The 21,473-nt window shown below is 32.4% G+C and carries 21 protein-coding genes; 9 read left to right on the top strand and 12 right to left on the bottom strand.

What is annotated here, in order from left to right:
- Nucleotides 1-18 precede the first annotated feature (18 nt).
- From BUB80_RS13510 to BUB80_RS13495, 3 genes are all read left to right on the top strand, one after another.
- Nucleotides 19-681 (top strand): hypothetical protein, encoded by a 663-nt coding sequence (locus BUB80_RS13510; RefSeq protein WP_073293678.1) that lies wholly within the window; start codon nt 19-21, stop codon nt 679-681.
- 90 nt (nt 682-771) lie between these two features.
- Nucleotides 772-1,275: a hypothetical protein gene (locus BUB80_RS13505; RefSeq protein ID WP_139262681.1), complete on the top strand. Its 504-nt coding sequence runs from the start codon at nt 772-774 to the stop codon at nt 1,273-1,275.
- 250 nt (nt 1,276-1,525) lie between these two features.
- Complete coding sequence (locus BUB80_RS13495; protein ID WP_073293672.1) at nt 1,526-1,909, top strand: SIR2 family protein; 384 nt, start codon at nt 1,526-1,528, stop codon at nt 1,907-1,909.
- 347 nt (nt 1,910-2,256) lie between these two features.
- On the opposite strand, the gene BUB80_RS13490 is transcribed toward BUB80_RS13495, so the two are convergent.
- The 4 genes from BUB80_RS13490 to BUB80_RS13475 form a co-directional block, all read right to left on the bottom strand.
- Nucleotides 2,257-3,714 (bottom strand): serine hydrolase, encoded by a 1,458-nt coding sequence (locus BUB80_RS13490; RefSeq protein WP_073293670.1) that lies wholly within the window; start codon nt 3,712-3,714, stop codon nt 2,257-2,259.
- A gap of 116 nt (nt 3,715-3,830) precedes the next feature.
- The gene (locus tag BUB80_RS13485) at nt 3,831-4,175 is read right to left on the bottom strand and encodes a hypothetical protein (RefSeq protein WP_139262679.1); all 345 of its coding nucleotides are present in this window, start codon (nt 4,173-4,175) and stop codon (nt 3,831-3,833) included.
- 106 nt (nt 4,176-4,281) lie between these two features.
- Nucleotides 4,282-4,746, bottom strand: a complete 465-nt coding sequence (locus BUB80_RS13480; protein ID WP_073293666.1) for a hypothetical protein — start codon at nt 4,744-4,746, stop codon at nt 4,282-4,284.
- Nucleotides 4,743-5,294 (bottom strand): RNA polymerase sigma factor, encoded by a 552-nt coding sequence (locus tag BUB80_RS13475; RefSeq protein WP_228433811.1) that lies wholly within the window; start codon nt 5,292-5,294, stop codon nt 4,743-4,745. The genes BUB80_RS13480 and BUB80_RS13475 overlap by 4 nt, the downstream gene beginning before the upstream one ends.
- Nucleotides 5,295-5,795: 501 nt before the next feature.
- Here BUB80_RS13475 and BUB80_RS23405 point away from each other — a divergent pair.
- From BUB80_RS23405 to BUB80_RS13460, 3 genes are all read left to right on the top strand, one after another.
- Nucleotides 5,796-9,533 carry a hypothetical protein gene (locus BUB80_RS23405; protein WP_073293662.1) on the top strand — a complete coding sequence of 1,246 codons (3,738 nt, stop codon included), beginning with the start codon at nt 5,796-5,798 and terminating at the stop codon, nt 9,531-9,533.
- Between the two features lie 65 nt (nt 9,534-9,598).
- A complete protein-coding gene (locus BUB80_RS13465) occupies nt 9,599-11,221 on the top strand; it encodes a hypothetical protein (RefSeq protein ID WP_073293660.1) in 1,623 nt (540 codons plus the stop codon).
- 75 nt (nt 11,222-11,296) lie between these two features.
- On the top strand, nt 11,297-11,824 hold the full coding sequence (locus BUB80_RS13460) for a hypothetical protein (RefSeq protein ID WP_073293658.1): 528 nt from the start codon (nt 11,297-11,299) through the stop codon (nt 11,822-11,824).
- 503 nt (nt 11,825-12,327) lie between these two features.
- On the opposite strand, the gene BUB80_RS13455 is transcribed toward BUB80_RS13460, so the two are convergent.
- Nucleotides 12,328-12,579 (bottom strand): helix-turn-helix domain-containing protein, encoded by a 252-nt coding sequence (locus tag BUB80_RS13455; protein ID WP_073293656.1) that lies wholly within the window; start codon nt 12,577-12,579, stop codon nt 12,328-12,330.
- Between the two features lie 166 nt (nt 12,580-12,745).
- On the opposite strand from BUB80_RS13455, the gene BUB80_RS24070 reads away from it, so the two are divergent.
- Nucleotides 12,746-12,967, top strand: coding sequence for a superinfection immunity protein (locus tag BUB80_RS24070; protein ID WP_073293654.1), 222 nt, complete (start codon nt 12,746-12,748; stop codon nt 12,965-12,967).
- Nucleotides 12,968-13,214: 247 nt separating this feature from the next.
- Here BUB80_RS24070 and BUB80_RS13445 read toward each other — a convergent pair whose 3' ends face one another.
- Entirely contained in the window at nt 13,215-13,415 is a 201-nt protein-coding gene (locus tag BUB80_RS13445; protein WP_073293653.1) for a hypothetical protein, read from the bottom strand.
- 437 nt (nt 13,416-13,852) lie between these two features.
- Here BUB80_RS13445 and BUB80_RS13440 point away from each other — a divergent pair, with 437 nt between their 5' ends.
- Nucleotides 13,853-14,233, top strand: a complete 381-nt coding sequence (locus tag BUB80_RS13440; protein ID WP_073293652.1) for a group III truncated hemoglobin — start codon at nt 13,853-13,855, stop codon at nt 14,231-14,233.
- Nucleotides 14,234-14,608: 375 nt separating this feature from the next.
- On the top strand, nt 14,609-15,022 hold the full coding sequence (locus tag BUB80_RS13435; RefSeq protein ID WP_073293651.1) for a hypothetical protein: 414 nt from the start codon (nt 14,609-14,611) through the stop codon (nt 15,020-15,022).
- A gap of 109 nt (nt 15,023-15,131) precedes the next feature.
- Here the strand turns inward: BUB80_RS13435 and BUB80_RS13430 are convergent, their stop codons facing one another.
- The 6 genes from BUB80_RS13430 to BUB80_RS13405 form a co-directional block, all read right to left on the bottom strand.
- Nucleotides 15,132-16,202 carry a calcium:cation antiporter gene (locus BUB80_RS13430; protein WP_073293650.1) on the bottom strand — a complete coding sequence of 357 codons (1,071 nt, stop codon included), beginning with the start codon at nt 16,200-16,202 and terminating at the stop codon, nt 15,132-15,134.
- A gap of 65 nt (nt 16,203-16,267) precedes the next feature.
- Entirely contained in the window at nt 16,268-16,606 is a 339-nt protein-coding gene (locus BUB80_RS13425; protein WP_175549612.1) for a DUF6122 family protein, read from the bottom strand.
- A 36-nt stretch (nt 16,607-16,642) separates the two neighbouring features.
- The gene (locus BUB80_RS13420) at nt 16,643-17,881 is read right to left on the bottom strand and encodes a hypothetical protein (protein ID WP_073293649.1); all 1,239 of its coding nucleotides are present in this window, start codon (nt 17,879-17,881) and stop codon (nt 16,643-16,645) included.
- 3 nt (nt 17,882-17,884) lie between these two features.
- Complete coding sequence (locus tag BUB80_RS13415; RefSeq protein WP_073293648.1) at nt 17,885-19,954, bottom strand: hypothetical protein; 2,070 nt, start codon at nt 19,952-19,954, stop codon at nt 17,885-17,887.
- Nucleotides 19,955-19,969: 15 nt separating this feature from the next.
- The gene (locus BUB80_RS13410) at nt 19,970-20,638 is read right to left on the bottom strand and encodes a hypothetical protein (protein WP_073293646.1); all 669 of its coding nucleotides are present in this window, start codon (nt 20,636-20,638) and stop codon (nt 19,970-19,972) included.
- A 56-nt stretch (nt 20,639-20,694) separates the two neighbouring features.
- Nucleotides 20,695-21,417 (bottom strand): DNA alkylation repair protein, encoded by a 723-nt coding sequence (locus BUB80_RS13405; protein WP_073293644.1) that lies wholly within the window; start codon nt 21,415-21,417, stop codon nt 20,695-20,697.
- Nucleotides 21,418-21,473: the final 56 nt, after the last annotated feature.

The following is a 21,473-nucleotide window of genomic DNA, read 5'->3' as shown; positions in this document are numbered from 1 at the left end:
TAAAACTTAAACGATACAATGGAAACACCTTTTATTCTTACTTACAGTAAGCTTGTTGAGAAAAACTACGAAAACTTAAAAGAATATTTTTTACATCAACCAAATCATTTTTTACCATTAACCAGTTTAAGAAATGAGATTTTACAGAATTTACAACTTGAATTATTTCAAACAGCAATTTTTGCAATAAATCACTTTTTGGAACGGATGATAAAACTTGCTTTAATTGAAAAATATACTTTGGGCTTGGATTATTCAAACCATGAAACTTATAATGAAAAAACTTTAGAAGCTGTTGATTTGTACGATAATCTTATATTATTTAAATCTTTAGATGCAGCAGAAGAGCAGAATTTAATATCAGCGTCTGAAAAAATCATACTAAATGAATTACGGCAAAAAATTAGAAATCCATTTTCACATGCAGAAATAAAAAAGATACTAGGAGATGCTCCTCAAAATTTTACAGGATTTATGTTTAATATCGAAGATGTAAAAGAGGCATTGATTAAAGGAGAGCCAATTAAACCGGGAGAAGAAAAAGAAATAACGTCATTTTCTGCAACGATTTCTCAATTATATCAACAAAGTTACTCTAGGGAAATAGCACATAACTACTTTGATACAGTTTATAATATTATGATCAATATTGATAAGAGATTAGTAGACTTATGCAATTGAAGCTAACATCAATTTGCTAAGTTGTAAAATTCCAAGTTCATACTTTAATCATTCTAATCAAAAAAAAATAAATATCCAAAAGCAATAAATATGGATTTATATTCACCTGAATTATTTTCGGCACTTGTTAAAGCAGCAAGTTTTGAAGGAAAAACGGAGAGACTAACTCCCTTGACTAACATGACTTTTTTTCTTGGAGCTGGTTTTTCAAAATCATGGAATAATAAGTTTCCCACGGGCTATGATTTATTTAATTTTAAAGCAGGAGATTATTCAGATGATCTATCAGAATTTGTTTTAAATATTGGATTTCCAGAGGAATTAGACTATTCATTATTTAGAGATATGTCTTACTATTTAAGTATGCAAAAAAAGTATTCGGTATTGAAAAGTAGATATTTAGATAGCTATAATATTAGCAAAATTGAGAATGAAATCAATTACGTAATTAGTAAAAGGTTTGACTCACTTTGCAAATTAAATTATTTAAATACTCCTAATGAGAAAATGAAATTTGACAATATTAATGAAGAGCAAAAAAATATTTGCGATTTTTTGGTTGGATTCATAAACAAACTACAGGTGAAAATGTAATTCCAGAAGGCTTAAGACCTCATTTTATAACAACAAACTATGACTTTCTAATAGAATCTATTTTAGATATGATTATAGGAGCTGACGATTCTTATTCTTTTTATACTTACAGAGGGATATCTCCAGACACGATTAATAATATCAAGCCTCCTACAATAATGTATAATCATTGGTTAGTAAACTCACTAATAAAAATCAATGGGGGATTTGAAATTTTTAAATCTAGCAATGGATATAATTTAGATTATACGTGAAAAGTGAAGACGATTTAAAAAAACAAGCTCCAACATTAATTTTGCCTAATAGAGAACAAGACTATACTGGTAGTTACTTTCAAGAAATTTTCCCTAAAGCAGTTAGAACCTTGCATGAATCAAAAATTTTAGTAATTGTTGGATATAGCCTACCTGAAGAAGATGCTTTAATAAGATTGTTAATAAGACAATTTGCAGAAGAAAATGTAGACCTAACTGAAAAATTTATTTTTTATATAAGTACTTCTGATGAAGAGGAGCAATATGAAAAATTACATTCGGTTTATCCATATCTAAACGACAGATTAAAAGAACGAATAATAACCTATTCTGGAACATTTAATTCTTGGTTGGAAGAAGTCTTGAAATTTGCCGAATAGTCTCAAAAAACGATATGATGAAAAAAAAATCAGTAAGCTTATAAACCGAAAATCCTCCTTAAAGATTTAAACCAAAATGTCTAAATTGGTTTGAAGACATACATAAATTCCTTTTTAATCAAATTTAAAAGCATATGGGATTTAGTGCTAAATATTTTAGTTATCAAAAGAACTCTTAGTTTTCAGTGACTTATAATCATAACTAAAATAAACTTTTGATGAAAAAAAACTTTTGATAATGTGAACTATTAACCCTACGCAGAATACTACCATCATCAAAAACATAAGCATATGTGGAAAATGGAGGGGATTACCCCTCCAAAAACACTAAATTTGTAACGACAAACCTATCTTGTTAGTTCGTTCAACATCTTTTTTGCATTGTCATTTTTGGAGTCAAGCTCAACCGCTTTTTTGTAGTTAATGATAGCCAGTTCCTTATTGCCTGTTTTCAGATAGGCCTCACCTAAACTGTCATAAACATTTCCTGAGCTTGGGAACGTTTCCGCATTTAACTTTAACATTTCCAATGCTTCCTGCATTTTGCCAGCTTGTAAAAGTTGATATGCGCCTTCGTTCATGTCTACTTCCTGAATAATATAAGCCTCGGAGTTTTTAAGTTGCTTGATCTTTTCTACTCCCATGGCCAATCCTTGCTTAGCCATGATTTCAAATATTGTTTTTGCAAGTGAGATTCTCGGCATGGTAAATGGTTTATCATAAAGGATCGCGCTAATCGCGTCACTGATCTCCCTTAATGGCGCGTTAGTGGTATTATTGAGTAATACGATCAGGTTTTTATCTGATGGCATTCTGCAAATCCGTGTGACAAAACCAGGCAGATTGCCACTGTGCTGTGCAATCCGTAGCCTGTTTTTCGTCAGATTTGATACCTCACCAACGTACCATCCATAGCCGTAGTAGGAATTTTTATTAATTGCCATTTGATTAGCAAACAGGAGATTCAGGGATTTTGCGGATAGTAATTGGGGCGAATATAGCGCCTGATCCCAAAGGAAGAGATCTTCTACCGTAGAATACAGGGCGCCGGCAGCATACGTATTATTCATATTGACATAGCTGGCATTAACATACCCGTCTCCATTTTGCTCATAACCCCTTGCCTGGCTTTTCACGATTATACTGCTATTATCGTACCCGCTATTTTGCATTTTTAAGGGAGTAAAGATGTTATCTTGCACATACTGGGCATAGGAGCTTCCAGTCACTCTTTCTATGATCTTGCCTAATAACACATAGTTCGAATTACTATAGGCGAATTTTTCGCCAGGTTCAAATTCAAGTGGTTGATCGGCAAAAAGTTTTATCAACGCTTCCGGTGAAAGGGCATTTTGACTGCCGCCGTTTCTAAAGCCTGGTAAATTAGTGTAGTCCTTTATGCCCGATGATTGCGAAAGTAAATGGTGAATGGTTACCTTTTCGCCTGCCTGCGGTGGATAACCCGGTAAGTAAGTCACTATCGGGGCATCTAATTTGATTTTGCCTTGTTCGACGAGTTGCATGACGAGTACTGCCGTAAACTGTTTTGTGATAGATCCGAGCCTGAATTTGGTATTGGCTTGATTAGGTATGTCCCACTCCATGTTGGCTAAGCCAAATCCTTTTTTGTAGATGACCTTACCATGTTCCGCAACGACCAGTGAGCCGTTGAACTGCCCGGTTTCATGAGAGAAGGTCATTAGCTTTTCAATCTGTTCGGCTTTGGATTGGCCGAAACCGGTATTTAGCCCTAACAGATAGAACACGATTAGCAGTATAGATTTAAGCGAATATAAATTTTTCATTTTTCAGATTTTTTTTAAAATAGTTGTTGCGTTAAGTAATGGGTTACTGATCATAACCATTGCTTAATCAATAGATTCGAGAGGTAAGGAATTGGGTTAGCTGCTTCTGAAGAAAATTAAGCAGCTTTATTTTTACTTAGTAAATGGTAAGCTAAAAAGCTTCCGGATAAGCAAAATACTATTATGGCTAATGAGTGGTAACCAAACGGAAGTGTGTAACAGATGACAGTCAAGGCTATACCCAAACCGAAAAAAAGGATAAACCATTTCAGGTTTGCATCTTTATTATCGGTCGGGCTTGTTCGTAGTAGTAACGAAACAACACTGTCGGGCGTGTTTTTTTCAACCATATTGTTTTTAAGCCTGCTATTCAGATATAGTTTGATAACAGCATGGATGAATAACAATAGAAACCCGATCAAAACAATAGGTGCTATTAATTCAAATGATCGTTCGTCCACTTTGAACGAACTGTTTGTTGGTGCATTTGCAGTGAGCGATGCGACGGCGGTAATTAGTAATACTTTCATTTTAAGTCTTTATATTGGATTAGACCGGCCACACAAATTATTGTTGCAGTGGTGCGGTTGTATTTAACACTTTAATTTTTTGCTGGTAATGATGATACATACCGGTAAATAGAAACATCGAAATACCAGCTGTGCATACGATAATCGTGCAGATAAGCAATGGGGATATAGTTGCAAAAATAGCCCACAGGTATGGGGTTATAAGATATAATAATATCAATGATATGATACCTATTATTCCTAACACTACATATTTCATCCATTTGTCAACAAGAGTTTCAGATTGGGTTTGTGGCAAGTGCTCCAAGATCAGTACAGAAAGGTCAAAATCAAATGTAGGTTTTGGGGCATCGTGAATGCTTTGAAATAACAGCGCATAATTTTTAGTTTTAGCCTGACATTTAGTGCAAATTTCCACATGCGCCTTCTGCTCATCACTGATCATCTGTCGCTCATCAACATAAAGCTGTATCTCTGTTTCGGTTAGATGGACTGTTATCATAATTCGTTCCTTTCGTATTTGGACAGTATATTATCTTTTAATATTTTCCTTGCTCTGAAGATATAGTTCTTAACGGTACCTTCAGGCAAAGATGTTATTTCGGCGATCTCCGCATAGCTCAGTTCTTCCTGGTGATAAAGGGATACCAGCGTTTTGTAAAGAGGCTTTAGCTGATTGATCTCTTTTTGTAAGATGGCAGTGAGCTCTTTACCAATTAGTATCTCTTCGGTGCCATGTTTTGAATCTTCAATTATCTGATATTCGGGCATATTCTCCTCTTGTCCCAAGTCTTCCAGCAAAACAAGTTTCTTTTTTTCTAAATAATGCAGACAGGTATTGTAAGCGACCTGACCCACCCAGGTAGATAGCTTGGCTTTAAACTTGAAACCGGAAAGGTTTTTGAAAACTTTCAGATATACATCCTGGGCAATATCCTTACGGTCACCCGGGCTACTGATCATCTTAAAAGTCATTTGGGCTACCAGTCCTTCCGTACGTTTGATGATCAGACCAAACGCCTGACGATCACCGCGCAATACGGCGGCCACCAGATCCTGATCAGTTAAATTGTACTCGTTTGGTTTGCTCACTGCTGATTAGACCGGCTAGGCCGTATAAAGTTGCAATTGATCTTGATATTATATTGTTTGTGATCATTTTTTAGCCAACTTTTAGACCTTACTCTTTTTTATTATTACTTTTTTAAACATTCTCTTAAACTTTTCATTAATTCAAGTCCAAATAGGAATTATCAATTAGCTCCGTATAATTGATAATATTCTCTCTTCGCTAATTCTCATTTGCAATGTAATTTGTAAATCTGTTTCAATTAAATCCAGTATTAATTTTTATACGTCAAGTTCTGTCGCTTCCCTGATGGATATTTGCATTATAGAAAGACACTGAAAATGAAACTCGAAATTAAAACTAATGGTGGACATATTCTAACCTGAAAACCACCTAAAAAAATAAGGCTAAGACATAGAAGGTCCTCTACTGAAAAGAGACTTCAAATTTTAACCCTTAATAACACCAAACCAATTTACAAAATGTCTACAAACAACAATGCGTCTCAGACGCTTTTTAGATTCGTGAGTTTAAGAAACCCACAACTTACAGAAACCAAAGAAAGAAACTTAGGATTTATTCATAGACCGAAAGGAGCAAAAGGAATTTTTGACACTGCTGTTACAGGAATGTCTTCAAGATCGTCCAAACTAGGGGAAATGGTAAAAACTGCCAGAAACTTTAGTAATGTAGGATTTGAAACCGAAAAGAAAATTGAAGAAGGAGTTTTCGGAGAACTTCTTAATATTGGAAGAAAGCTTTCTAAAAAAGAAGCCCTTGATAGTGGCGATTTGATCGTTCTTAAGGGCTATTATAAGAATCTTATCGATGCGAATAAAGAGCTTACTGCTGCCGGTATTAAAATCTTCACTCAGCTTTGGGATAATTACATTTACCAGATCGTTACTCAGGGAGATTTCTATATTAAAGAAGCAATCAGTCACATTTTAATGGCAATTCATATTGGTTTTGCTCAAAGTTTGGACTTAACAGATAAGGAAATTGTAAAAGTAAACGGAGAAAAACCATTGGAAAAAGCCTTGGATGGTAAAATTGTATTGCCAAAATATCTATTTTCCGAAGATTCGGGAAAGGCAGCTTCATTGTCTTCAAAGATGTCTGGAGAAGTTTCAAATCCTGTTTTGGCATCAAAGACAACGCAAAGACTAGAATCTGAATCAAAAGCCTCATTAGTTGCCAACAAAGCATTACACAAAAAAGAAGCCTTAGAAAGGCTAAATATGGAACTTCAAAAACTTCAGAGAAAATATCATAAATCCCGTGAGGAGGCATATCAGACAGAATATGTAAAATATCTGGATAATAACAGAGAATCTATAGAGCTGTATGAAAGAAAACTCGCCGAAATTGATAGTAAAATTACAGAGGAAACTCCGGAAGAAGAAAAAATTCATCTTTACGAAACATTAAGGGAATATGAAGTTAAACCTTTTAAATTTTCATATGAAAACGAAATTAATGTAGGAGAGTTAAAAGAAAAGCTTTCTAAGGAATCTTTTGATCTTTTCATGGTACTTTTTGCAGAATTTGATGCAGCAAGAGCATTTGAGGATTCTAATAAAGAAGGAATCAGGATTCTTTCTGACAATACATTAAGGGTAGGATCACAGACTATTGTTCTTGATGATGAAATTCAAACCTATTCAGATGCTTTGAATATTGTAGGATATAATATTTCAGCTTCCATGCACGCTGCTTTGGAAAACTCGCCACTTTCACAACAGCAGTATGTAAATATCGGTGGAGCATCCGTTCCTGTAATTAACAATACAGTAAGAACACCTATGGCTTATAGCTTTCTTGCACACGGTGCTTTAGGTCTTTCCGGATCTGGAGGATTTGTTAACTTTTCATTTGAAGTTGAAGATGTATCGTGGAGAGTTGCCAATGCCAAAATTACCGCTACTACAGATACCGCAGGAAGTTTGGAAGAAAATTATAGTAATATTCAAGTAATAGATAATAAAATTACCTTACCAGTAAGTTTAATTAATAGATTCAGAGCAAGCATAGCTTTTAGAATAGAAATTATCTTTGACAATGGAAGTTTAGCATATGCAGACCTTGGTCAGCAATATACAAAAGGAGACTTAAGCCTTACCGGAAGGCTTACCCTAAAAAGAGCGGCAGTTGAGAATCAGGAAGAACCTGAAACGGTAACTATTCAGAAACGTAAAAACTTCGGGATCAAAAGACTTGGAGTTGCAGATTATCTGAAAGTTGTACAAAGTGTTCATGCTTATGTTCCGGGAGAAGTTTCCAATATTGAAAATGTTATGGCAAGTGAACTGAGGCATAAATCTTCCGTAGCAAGAGATTACTCCGAAATTACAGATACGACTTCCAAATCCCAGGAAACTGAAAAAATTTCCGACACCACCAAAACTTCCAGAACTGATATGCAGACGGAGGTTGCCAAAGAACTGGATAAACAACAGAGTATTACAGCATATGCTCATTTTAGCTATAATCCGGGCTACAAATTGGACATCGGAGCCGACTATGCTAATAATACAGCACAACACGACAGTACAAGGCAAGCTATGATGAAGTCTCAGGAAATTACTGAAAGAGCAATGGAAAGAGTTCTTACTAAAATTTCCGAAGAAAGGGTACAGAAAATCATCAAGGAATATACGGAAACAAATGTTCATGAATTTGATAACAGAGGAAAAGTAACTAATACTGATAATCCTGATGCAGCACAACCAAAGCACATAACAGGCGTTTACAGGTGGATCGATATGAAATATAAGAACCAGATTTACAATTATGGAAAACGTACCATGTTTGAATTTATGGTTCCTGAACCTTCAAGATTACACCGTCTAGCCCTTACTGTTTCCAAGGCACAAGTACTTACAGCTCCTATCGATCCCAGAACAGCTCCAGAAAGAGCATGGACAATGCCAAACCCAAAATCTGCCACTGTAGAACAAATCCAACATTGGGCGCAAATTTACGGAGTACAGTTAGATACTTTTCCTGCTGCAACGAAGCAGGTTATACACAGTCCTGCGAGCGTTCCTCAAACTAACGATGATTTTGGAATAGATTATTCACAGATTACCATCCCAGATAATTATGCTGCGAAAAATGCAAGTTTTGGATGCAGATCATCAAGAAACAGAGGTGGTGGTTGGTCAGGAGCACGTTACTCAGAAGTATTTTGCTCCAACTTAAAAGGAGACATGATTGGTAAATCCGAGTACGGTGACATTAATTTCGATCAGTCTGTATCCGGACTTAACTTAACAGGTATTCTATCTTTTCAGGTAAAAGGACATAATGTTAAAAATTACAATATCAAAGTAACTATAAACTGTGAACTGAGTGATGAATTCATCAATAAATGGAAAACAGAAAGCTTCAATGCAATTATCAAAGCTTATGAGGCAGCTTACCAAAAATTCTTAGAAGAACAGGCTAGGCTAGACGCCGAACAAAAGGAAAAGGAAGCTGCAGCAAAAGAGAGACAAGATAATTTCTATCGTTATATGGAGCATGATACCCTGAAGCACAACTGTATTGCCTACCTATTACAGGATTATCTTACTACGCTTGGACAGGTAACAACAAACGGTGCTGAAGATACTACAAGAATGGATAATTTCCAGGTATATTTGAATGAGAATCTTGATCAGTATGCAGCTTTAGCGAAGTTTATGGAACAAGCTTTTGAGTGGGAAATCATGGATTATACATTCTATCCTTACTACTGGGCAAATCGTAAAAGTTGGCAGCAATTCTACCTTACTGAAAGTGTAGATCCTTTATTCAGAAGTTTCCTTCAAGCAGGTATGGCAAGAATTATTGTTACTGTGAAACCGGGATTTGAAGCAGCGGTACAATTCTTCCTTGAAACAGGATTAATATGGAATGGTGGTACAGTTCCTGTGATTGGAGATCCGATGTATATGTCTATTGTAGATGAAATGAGACAGCCGACAGGTGAGGCTCAAGGTAAATACTGGATTACTAGAATGCCTACAACATTGACAATTTTACAAGATTCTTCAACAGGGTTACCAGTAAATCCTTTACATCCGCTTCCAATTTTCCCTGAAGATAATCCTAAAAATTGTGAGAACCCTAAAGAGCTGGAGTTTGAGACAAGTTTTTCTTTGGATAAAGATGCACAACTGTCTCATAGTGATGGAGCGACAACATTGCCAAGTACAATTATAAAACCTATATAGCATTACAAAAATGTTGTTTTGAAAGTGGTGGCTAACCACCACTTTCTTTCTCAAATCAAATATTAATGAAAAAAAACAATATGAATACAGGAAATATAGGAATCAAAGAACCTGCAGATATTGGAATTTCCAATATTGACGTATATGGAAATGTAAAAGATGATTATGTGATTACTGGAGAACTTGATTACATCTGTGTAAATGATGCATATAAACATAAAAAAGGGACAACTTATTATGATTTAGATAATAAAGGAATTATTTTAAATGACAACTGTAAACCTTATGCATTCGTTGGAGAAAAAACTCCGGAATTCAAAGGGAGATTGGCTATTATTGAAAATATTGAGACTGGAAAGCTTTTTTATCCTAAAAGAAGTTATTATAATGAGGAAAAACATGGTTACATAGGAACTAATTCTTATAATGAATATGTAGTTGAATTTGAAGATTATAAAAAATCATCAGCTAAAGGAGTAAAAATTTATGCAAGTAGAAATGGTGAGTATTTTGAAAATGAAAAATCAATCGGAAAATTTGAAAAATGTAGAGAATGTGCAGGGCTACCTAAAATGTTAGTAAACAAAAAGCCAATTGATACGAACGCTTTTACAATTAATAAAAAAACATTTTCCCTTCCAGACAAATTTTCTGTAATAGCTTCAGATAAAAATGAGATTACGAATAAAATGACCATTTTAATTGAAAATGACAGAAGAAAAAAAAGAGAGGATAAAGAAGATCAAACATCACATTCCGACTCTGTTCCTTCAAATGAAGAGGCTGCTAAAACATTCAAGAAAGTTGCTACTTTATGGAACAATTATGAAAATCAATTATACTTTGATTACCTTAAGCCTCTTCCAGATCCTCAAGGCAGTATACTTTTTAATCTTGAAGTAACCAATTTAGATAATTTAAAATTATTAATGCCCGAGCTAATACAAAACGGCAAACTATATAAGGTGAGTGAGTTATTTATACAAAATTTCTTTGAAAATAAAATTAAAGGATTTGCAAATGCTCCTTTAGGTTTATATAGCTTTTATAAGAATCCAGATACATTAGATATATTTCAAAAAGCAGGATCAGAATTGGTTCATAATTTTTATAACAAAAAAGGAGAATCTTATTACAAGACCAAAGTGATTGCTGATGCAATATATAAAACCGATTTTGGGAAAACAACTATAGAGAATGTAATCAAATTAGTGGATCAAATTTTTCAATATCAGTTTAGCAAGAATCCTGCAGAAATCAAAAATAATAAATTTTTAAAGAAAATTCTTGATGGAGATTGGTTTAAAGAAGGTATAGATGTGGAAACATTTCCAGCATTTGGAATAAGTAGCTTAGATCCAAGACGACCTGATGAAGAAAGAATCGCTTTATTTTGCATTGGTGGAACACAAGGTCTTAAAGTTGCTATAAAAAATTTCAAACCTATATCAACTGGATCTAAACTGGGTTATGAAGCTACGATAATTGTTCAGTATTTAGATACTTTTGGGGTTTCAGAAAGCGATTTTACAAAAGATTTAGGAGTTGGAGAAATGACCAATCTAACCGAATATAATTACCGAGGAGGGGTAATGGCGCAGTGGATTTTACAGCATCAGTATAATTATAAACCTTTTACAGATTATTTGACTTATACTGTTAAAATGGGAAAAATGTGGAAGAAATAAATATTTTTGAATTATAAAATAGCATATTTTTGTAATTCAAAATTGAACAAAAATTAAGATAATTTACAAAAATCTATGAAAAAAATTCTAACAATCTGTTTTATATTAATTCTCACATCATGCAAATTATATGCACAACAAATTAAGATTATAAATATTGAAAAGCAGTCAGATAATAATGGAGCTTTTTTAAATATTAATTGTCAATTGATTAACGATTCAGAAAAAGAAATTATTTTGCCTCTTCAAATTGAAGAGGCTTATAATGATTATTCTTCTTATTACAATGTTAAGACTAGTCCTAAAGATATCTTTTACAAGTTGGAGTCTGTTCCATTTCCATTAGATACAGAATACCCCAAACTTACTAAAGAGAATTTATTGATATGTAAACCGAAATCCACCTCAAATTTTGTTGTAAAAACAAATAAAATGAGAAATGGTGGATTAAAAATGTATAACGATAAAAATTTAAAAAAGATTAAAGTGATATATTTTCCATTTATTATTCAGAATAAAGAGATGTTTCTGGAAAGTGAAATAAAAGATATACAATTTTATGATAAAAAAATCGAAAGTAATTTTTTTGTTTTGGAAAAATAATTAACAGTTATGTATCGTTAGGTGTTGAAATAAATTGTATTATATGAAAGCAACAGAATTAAGACAGTTGATTGATGGTTTGTTTCAAATAAAATTTTCATTTAGAATTTTATTATATTTGCTCCAAACTAGTAACAAAATAAAATGAAAAAACGGGTAACTTTACTTAAGTCGTCTTGCACTAGCAGGGCGATTTTTTTTAACAATAATGTATGATTTATTCACTGCTATTAGCTTAATAGGGCTTTTCGTTCTGCTATTTTTAGGAATGATTTTAAAGAAGAAGTTTAAAACCAAATTAAAAATTATTGGATTTAGTTTTTCATTAAAAAGCTATTATTAAAATTTAGAGACCACTTTAGCAGTGGTCTCTATTTATAAAATCGTGAATTTAAAAGTAAATACATATGCTTATGCCAAAAATTATCTTATATTCTCTTTTAACGTCTGTATATTTATTAAAATAGCTATCCAGAATATTAAACTTCCTTCTTTAACAAAAATTAATTATCCTTTTCTTCAAATCCGTCTTCAAAAAACTCTTTCATAGTCATTCCAAAAGCATTAATAATCTTTGCTAATGTGCTAAATCTTAAGTCTTCACCTTTCTCATATCTGCCATATTGAGCTCTAGAAATATTATGCTCGTAAGCAAAATACTCATAACTAGAATATCCTTTGGCAATTCTAAGCTCTCTTATTCTTTTAGCTAACTTTTGTAGTGTTTCCTCTTTTGAAAAATCGCTTTCTTCCATGCTGTCTTATATAAGACTACAAATCTTAACAATAAGCCGCGTATATGTTACCACTAAAAAAGCGTATCTTATTAGTGGCTTTTTTGATTTTAATTTTTATATTTGAAACATGTTAAACTAAATATCACTCAAAAAAGTGATCAGTGTTATAATTAAATGTTTTTATATGTTACTATTACTTTCAACTGCAGCTACAAAAAGTGATGGATCTCTATTTTTTAAGATTATCTTATTTGTCTATTTCTTACCAACAATTGTAGGTGTTTTAAGAATCCCTATCATAAAGTTTAAGTTTATAACTGTTCTTTTAATAAATATATTTTTAGGGTTTACTGTTGTTGGATGGTGGCTATCATTTGTAAAAGCGGTGTCAAACCGTAAAGTATAAATTATATGCTCAAAAAATTTAATTCATTAGTTAGTAAATAATTAAAAGAATTGTGAGAATATGATAAAAGTAGTCTTAAAAATACCAGAAAGCGATATTAATTTTATATTAAGTAAGTTAGTAAAGCTGGGAATTAAAAATATAAAAATTAAAAAGAACGAAAAAAAATTACATCTTTTTCGTTATAAAAACACGTTTGAAAATACAAATAATGAAATTGATAAATGAAAGGGATCAATGATACTTTTTAGACTAGGGAAAAGAGTTTCCAATTTTTTTCTGATATTTTGTCTTCAACTGTAGTTTTATTCTCTTTATCGTCCGATAATTTTGTCTTTTTTATCATTCGCCTACCATCAATATTGTAATTTGTTGAGCGGCCAATTTTTAGAGTACTTTTTATTCCTTCTAATTCTATATCATTTGATTCTTTAGATTCATTTTTCAATTTCGTTCTTATTAAATGTCGCTAAACTTACTTTATACAAAATTTGAATACGCCTTCTAATAGTAATATATGATGTCCATTCTTGCTCACATCAAAAATTATGAGATCATTATTACAATTCTTGGAAGATTCAACATCATTTTAAATTAAGTTAGTATAGATTAATAGTTTATAACTTAAAACATGTTATTTATATAAAATGAACAGTTTACATTGTAGATTTGTTTAATGCTTTCCTTTTTAATGAAATTCAAAAGCATGCAGAGTTTAGAGTTAAATATTTTAGTTATCAAAAGATAGTAATCAAAAGAACTCTTTGTTTTCAGCAACTTACAATCGTAAATAAAATAAACTTTTGATTAAAATAAGCTTTTGATAATGAAATTTATCAACACAGCGATTGAATTTTTAAATTGATTTTACACTACATTTGAAAGATGAAAAAACTGGAATCAAGAGAAGACATTGAACATCTTGTGAATTCTTTTTACACCAAAGTAATTAAAGATGAAACCATTAGCTTTTTCTTTAATGATGTGGCCAAAGTAGATTGGAACAAACATTTACCTAAGATGTATTCTTTTTGGGAATCTATCCTTTTCGGGCAAATGAGCTACAAAGGAAATCCTATGGCAGTGCACTTCCCTATTAATGAAATGCAGGCCATGGAAAAGAGACATTTCGACCAATGGCTTGAATTATGGAAACAGACCATCGAAGAAAATTTCGTGGGTAAAAATGCCGATATGGCTATTTATAAATCCGAAAACATCGCCAAATTAATGGCTTACAAAATGGAAATGGCAAGGAAGCTTTAATGAATAAGGAAGAATTACCATAAAATTCTATTTCTATACATTTTCCAACATCATTTTCACAATAATAGGATTCATTTTTTTCATTAATTCTCTTCCGAATTACAAAATCTAAAGTTACTTTTTGAATCATCAAAATAGTCTCAACTCTATTTCATAAGCTAGCATCTAGCATGAATATTCAAAAAAAATAAAATATATCACCTTTTTGTTACTTTTTTAAATATTTGATTTTTAAGTATTTATACTGATGTGTAATGTTTTTTTAATCTCTAGCTTTACTCTATCAAAATTACTACAGACGTCTCAATAACCAAATTTTGACTGCGGTATCCGAAAAGCACTTAGAGTAGGAAATTAAAAAAAAACTTAGAAATCATGGAACTAACTAAAGAAAACGTAAAAACAGCTACAGTAGTATTATTACAAGCTCAAGGGAAAGAAGTCGGAAAATTTTTAAGCCATGGAAATGGAGAAGTATTTCTTCAAAATGGTATTAGAGGATTAGGTGAAGTCTTTATTCTTGAAACTTTATCAAATAATAGAGTTGCATTAAAGTGCATCAGTAAAGAAAATGGATTATACTTAAGCCATGCTTTTGATAAATTATGGCTACAAAACGGAATCCAAGGAGAAGGTGAAGAATGGGAAATGAAAGTACACAGCCCAAATAAAGTTTCTTTCAACTGTTGTGGTAAAGAAGTAGGTAAAACTCTTAGCCATGCTTTTGATAAAATGTGGTTACAAAATGGCTACCAAGGAGAAGGTGAGTTATGGGAAAAGCAAGATTAATCTAGACATAAACACTTATATAAAAGGACTACAATCTTAGCTAAGATTGTAGTCTTTATTTTGTTCATTCATTTTTAATAAAATGGAAATGGCGAGAAAACAGTAATAATTAAGGGACAATTACCGTAAAGATATATGCCGCTAAATTCACCAATAATACTGTTCCGTACAGAATGTTTGTTTTTCCTCGACTTAGTGATAACATTACGATAAACACTGACAAAGAAAGCAGAATAATATCTTTTTTATCTAATCCTAATACGAAAGGAATCTCATACATAATACACACCACAGATACTGCTGGGATCGTTAAACCAATACTTGCCAACGCAGAACCTAATGCTAAGTTTAAACTTGATTGTATTTGATTGCTTCTCGCTGCTCTTATCGCTGCAACACACTCAGGAAGTAGCACTACTGCGGCAATAATAACTCCTACCAATGATTTTGGAGCACCTACACTTCGTACCATATCTTCAATAGTTCCGGAAAGTCCTTTTGCCATTAAGACAACAATAACAAGACAGATAATAAGAAAAACAAAGCTTATGATCGTGGCAAATTTCGTTGGAATATAATGAGAATCCGGATCTTCATCTGTAATAATAAAATAGTTTCTATGTCTTACTGTCTGCACCATTAGAAAGACTCCATATATTACAAGACAGGCAATAGAAACAAAGATCAGCTGGGCTTTATTATAGAAAGGTCCGTTAACGCTTGACGTAAAATTGGGAAGCACTAAAGTTAATACCAGAATAGAAACAATGCTTACCAAATAAGTAGTTGCGGAAGTTCTTGCAAAAAACTGCTCGTAGTACTTCACTCCTCCTATTAAAATACATATTCCTATAATCCCATTCAGAATAATCATTACTGCCGCAAAAACAGTATCTCTGGCCAGTGTCATTGCATCATCTCCACCCGCAACCATTAATGATATAATTAATGCCACTTCAATAATGGTAATACACAATGCCAGAATAATAGTCCCGAAGGGCTCTCCTACTTTATGGGCTACTACTTCTGCATGGTGAACTGCCGATAAAACACTTCCGGTAAGCAAAATACCCGCAATTATATCATAAACAACTCCACCACCCATTAATCCGGAAAAGTAATAAATTACCGCCAGAACAGGCAAAATATAAGTATAATCTAAAAATTCTTTTAATTTCATAAGTGTCTACAAAATACAAAAAATCTATTGAAATTCAAATATCAAAAGAAAATATTAATCATATTTTAATGCGGCCAGAAATAAAAGTCCTGAAAATCTGTCAACATATGAAACAAAAGTCCGATGCCAATAATCCTGATATTTCCTTTAAAAAATAGCAGCAAAAAGTACACCGCAATGGCATAATAAGAATGTAAAAAATGAAAACCTATACTTCCTCTGTTCGGATCAAAAATTGGATGAGCAAATAAATGATCTGCATCCACCAACATAGTCGCTAACATAATAAAATACGCTTTTTTCCAATTTTCACGAAAAAACAGCAATGCAATAAAAACAGGAAAAACAAGATGTAGAAAGTAATGTGTACATGTTTTTATCAAAGAAATATCTGAAGGGCTCATCAATCATTAATCATTTTAGATGTTTACAAATAGCAATTACCATCTTAAAATTAAAGGTAAATTTTCTTTCTTAGCCTTACATTTTATATAATAATCCTGTCCTTTATTTCCATAAAAAATATAATCTAAATTAGATATCATATTTTTCTCAGTATCTGTTAAAGTACTCAAAGAAGAAGACAGCAGCACGCTATTTCGGACGAAGATATAGTTTTCTTTTAAATTGGGAGATGGGTGTACAGATTTTCTGGTAGATTTAATTTCAAATCCATTTTTGGTTTCAGCAATTGAATTGGGCTGAAAAGGAATGATGGTAAATTGATTTTGAGCGTTGATCCATTTTCTATGCAGAAAGTATTGCCATGTTGTTTCAGGAACTGTACTTTGAAGATTGATCACATAGTTGGGTTGAACAATTTTCTGATACGTCTTTTTCTCTATTTCATTAAAATTGTCATCATAACCGTAACTAAGAATGGTGTCACTCACCTGCTCTAGTTCAACACTTGCTTTTACGTAATTAATCTGTGAAGAATCTGCGATGCTTTTATTAAAGAAAGAAGTGTATTTCTTGATATTTTGAGCGTCTAATTCCATTTCTAAGAAAGAATTTTTCTGCTCTAGTTTAGATAAGATTGAATTAAAGTTCTCTGAATTCGATCTATTTTTTATTTCAATATCATCTGCATTTAATTCAATAGAAAAATTCTGAATCTTTGATCCGGAAATAAAAGAAATACTTCCTGTCGTATTTTCAATAAACTGATTGGCATTAAAAACATGCTGTCCTGAAGAGTGAAACAGTTGATCCTGAATGCTTTCAAAATCTAAATTAGAAGTTCCCAAAATACAATGATTGCCTTCTATTTTAATAAAAAAACGATCTTTTTGAAAAAGGTCCCTTCCTTTGTTTATGAATCTTTGTTTTTTTAGAAAGGTCAAAAATTTCTGTTGATCTTTCAATTTTACGACAGAATACCAATTCGAAAATTTAGAGTTCTTGACATGAAAAATCTGTAAAAAATCTGGAATTTTCATCCCCGAATCTTGCAAAGAAATTCCATCTTCATGGGTTTGTTCGCTCCCAAACCATTGGGAAGGATACATTATAAAGCTAGAAACATATTGTCTCGTTAATTTTTTTACATCAATTATAACTACTACATCTGCATCTTTAGGCACAAACTTTAAGGTCTTATCTTTATGATAAAACACAACATAAATAGCAATACCGAGTACAATAACTAACGGGACAATAAATCTCTTTTTATTCATTGATTATAGTGTTTTCAAGGCTTTTTCAGGTTCTTGCATGATTTTGTATGCTTCGTCAAATAGATTGAAGAAATACATCAAGCTGTTATCAGAAGAATCTTTAATATTATAATCCATTTCCGTTTCTATGCTTTCGCTCTTCACTTCTGTTTTGAAATTAACTTCTCCAACATTTTTTCTGAATAAATCAAGCATCTTTTTTTCCGAAGTGCTTTTGAATTCTTTTTCCATCCCGATTAAAAGTTTCTGAATATCAAGCCTTCCGGACAAAGGATATTTAGCTGCATCTTTTGCCCATTTTTTAGACACTTCAGACTGATCTTTAGGAATAATATTTTCGGCTGAGGTCGTAAGGTACACTATTCCGTCTTTTACGGTAAAGAACATTTGATCAAGATATCCATTATCTTTCGGATCTTTAAAAGAATAGAATTCTCCTTTTTTCGTAAATTTTTTCGACAGTTTTTTATTCGTAATCAATAAATTAAAGACACGATTCCAATAACCTTCATTTTCTGTAGCAAAAGCAAAAGTGAAATTAGGAACCACTACATCTTTTGTTTTCTTTACTTCTTTTTCGTTGTAATCATCATCGTAATCGTAATCTGTGTAGTCTACTTTTTTAGATTTCAATTCATTCAACACAAAAATTCCGTTTCCTGGAGCAATTTTAGCAATAGCTTCTTCATCCAGAACAATTTTCATGGTTTCCATCATCAGTTCCATTTCTTTCTGATATTCTCCGTCTCCCAAATCTTTAAACAGACTGTAGACCATATCAAAACTTTTAGCTCCGTTTAGGTTAACAGAGTAATAACCAAGACTTTTATCATTAATTAATGCAGTTAGTTTTTTGTTTTTCTTGCCTTTATAAATAGCCGCAATATTTTTTTGAACCTCCGCATCTTTATGCTGATAATTGTTAACCAGTTTTACTTTGTCTTTGTCAAAATACAAATTGTATGAAGAGTTTGAATTATAAATTTTCTGGAAAAACTGAGCATAATTATAGGTCTTCATAAGTTTCCCGTAAATTCCTTCATTAACGATTCTTCCGTAATCTGTGTATACAAAAACATCCGCATTAGCATCTCGGAAAGCCCGCATTTGCTGAGGAACCTCAAGGTCTAAATTCGAATTAAAATATTGATCAAATGAATCTTCAGCCAGCTTTTTTATCACCTTGAATTTTTCTATTCGTATGGAATCCATTTCCTTTTGAGCATCCGGATCTATTGCATACTCTTCATGTTCCATCTCCTCATCATTAGCGGTAGGATCTTCTTTTACAGCCTCATCTTCAGAGTATACGGTATCTGTTGTACTTTTCTTTTCTTCCGGATAGGCATGATGCTTTTGCAGATACTTAATATCTTTTTGAATTCTTACAATCTCATTATTATTATCTTTAATACTTTCTCTTAAATATTTGATATCTCCTTTTAATGATTGTATCTCTTCTTTATAATCAAAAGGTCTTTCAGGTTCTGCAGCATAAGCAGTATCTACAACCACTGCCGAACTGTCGATAACAGCCACAGCGCTGTCTACCATAACCTCATCTGCCAAAACATCTTTATATGGTTTTGTGTAATTGATCACGCTTACAACAGCACGATTTCCATTCCAGGCAACAAAAATATCATCATCAATATCAACATATGAATATTTGCTTTTCTTCGTAACTTCCTGTCCGTTTTTCTTGGTAGAATTAATAAATTCCTGAAACTTCTCTTTATTATCTAAGATAAAATAAGCAGTATAAGCCTGTACCGAATCATTGAAAGTTCCGTAATGATATTGCGTTCCGTCATATTTAATCCCCGTTTTGGAGTAATCATTCCAAGAGGGTTTTTCTTTATTTTCTTTGTCTTTTTTATGCTTCTTTTTGCTAATCTCCTGTAAAAAAGGATTGAATTTGTCCCAGCTTATTTTTTTATTAAGCTGCTTTCCGTTGATTTCCATATAAAAGGCAGCATCATTGGGAATCTTCATCTTTTGTTGTGCAAAAACAAGCACAAAACCAAAGAGTAAAAGTGTAATTTTTTGTGTTTTTTTAAAGATAGATTTCATATTTTATAATTGAAATTATTGGAAAATAATGGTATTTTGAATTTGTTTTTTCTGAAGGATAAAATCTAAAACATTGGCGTCAAGTTTCACCGCTTTTTTATTAGGAGAAAGCACATAAGAGCTGTTGGTTTGAGATTTTATAGTGTTTTCGAATTGCAACACAGAAGTATATTTGGCATTATTAAAGACCTCTTTATCTGCCGTACTCATTTTGTCGTAATCTGTTTTGAATGTATTGACTTTGTTTCTCGTAAATGATTTTTTGTCAAGGTTCTGACTGTAAATCTGTGTAGGAATCATTTTACCTAAAATGTTTTTAGCTTTTAGCTGTTCTAATCCGGCATTGATATTTTCAATTTTTTTGAAATTACAGCTTAGTTTAATGACATAATTATCAAGATCTACACTTGTTTTTACGTTGCTAATCCCCGGAGTGGCTTTAAAAATCCTTGAAGCTTCGTTAATTTTATTTTCAATTTCAGGCTTTTTAGGGACTTTTTTTCCATTTATTGTTTCCATTTTAGAGATAGAAGCGAGCCTCGTTTTGCTTTTACTGGCATTTAGAATAACGGTATATTCCCCTGTCCCATCAGCTTTTACATTGGCTTTCTCTAAAATATCGAAACAACTCGTTAACAGTAATAACGGAAGCAGCAGCATCAACTGCTTGAGAAAAATTTTCATGACTTAGGTTTAAAAAGCAAAACTACTTAATTCTAATGTATTAAGTAGTTTTATTTTTATATTCTCCCTTTAAGATAATCCTGTCTTACTTCTTCATCCAACTTTTCTATTGAATATCGAAGACAGGTTCGTGGCATTTCTTTATAATAGGTATTTAGATACTTGATGAGCTCGGCTTCATTTTTCTCGCCCATTTCTCTTAACATCCATCCGTTTGCTTTGTGCATCAAATCGTGGGAATGCTTTAAATTGTGGGTTACAAATTCTTTTGTTAAATCAAATTCCCCTTTTTTCACATAGTGCATGGTTCCTACCACTGCAATTCTTTTGTGCCACATTTCATCTGAATTGGAAAGCTTTCTCAACAAGTCTTCCTTTTGATTTTCAAAGGCATATCTGCCTAAGATCTTATAACAAGTAGAATCTACCAGATCCCAATTATTAACATATGGCAAATGATTCAAATAAAATGCCACTACTTCCTCTTTTACTTTTGGATCTTTTGTTTTTTCAAACTTAGAAATCAATATAAATAAAGCGGTAAGCCTATGTTCGTGATATTTTGAAGAAAGCAATTCGCTCAGTTCCTTTAAAGAAATTTTAGGATAATATTCTTTAGCCACGCTTCTCTGATCCGGAACTTTTACGCCTAAAAATAAATCTCCTTCTCCATATTCACCTTTTCCAGTCTTGAAGAATTTTGGAAAAAATGCCGCCTTTTCAGGAATGGATAAAACTGCTAATGCTTCTTGTATTTCTTTTACCACATTATTACTCATTTCAACTATTTACCTTTTATGTTTGTAGCAGCAAAATACAATTAAAACTAATTAAA

It is taken from the genome of Chryseobacterium polytrichastri (assembly GCF_900142445.1).
Classification (GTDB): Bacteria; Bacteroidota; Bacteroidia; order Flavobacteriales; family Weeksellaceae; genus Chryseobacterium; species Chryseobacterium polytrichastri.
Note: the sequence above shows the minus strand (reverse complement) of the source record. Positions and strands in the feature narration are given on the sequence as shown.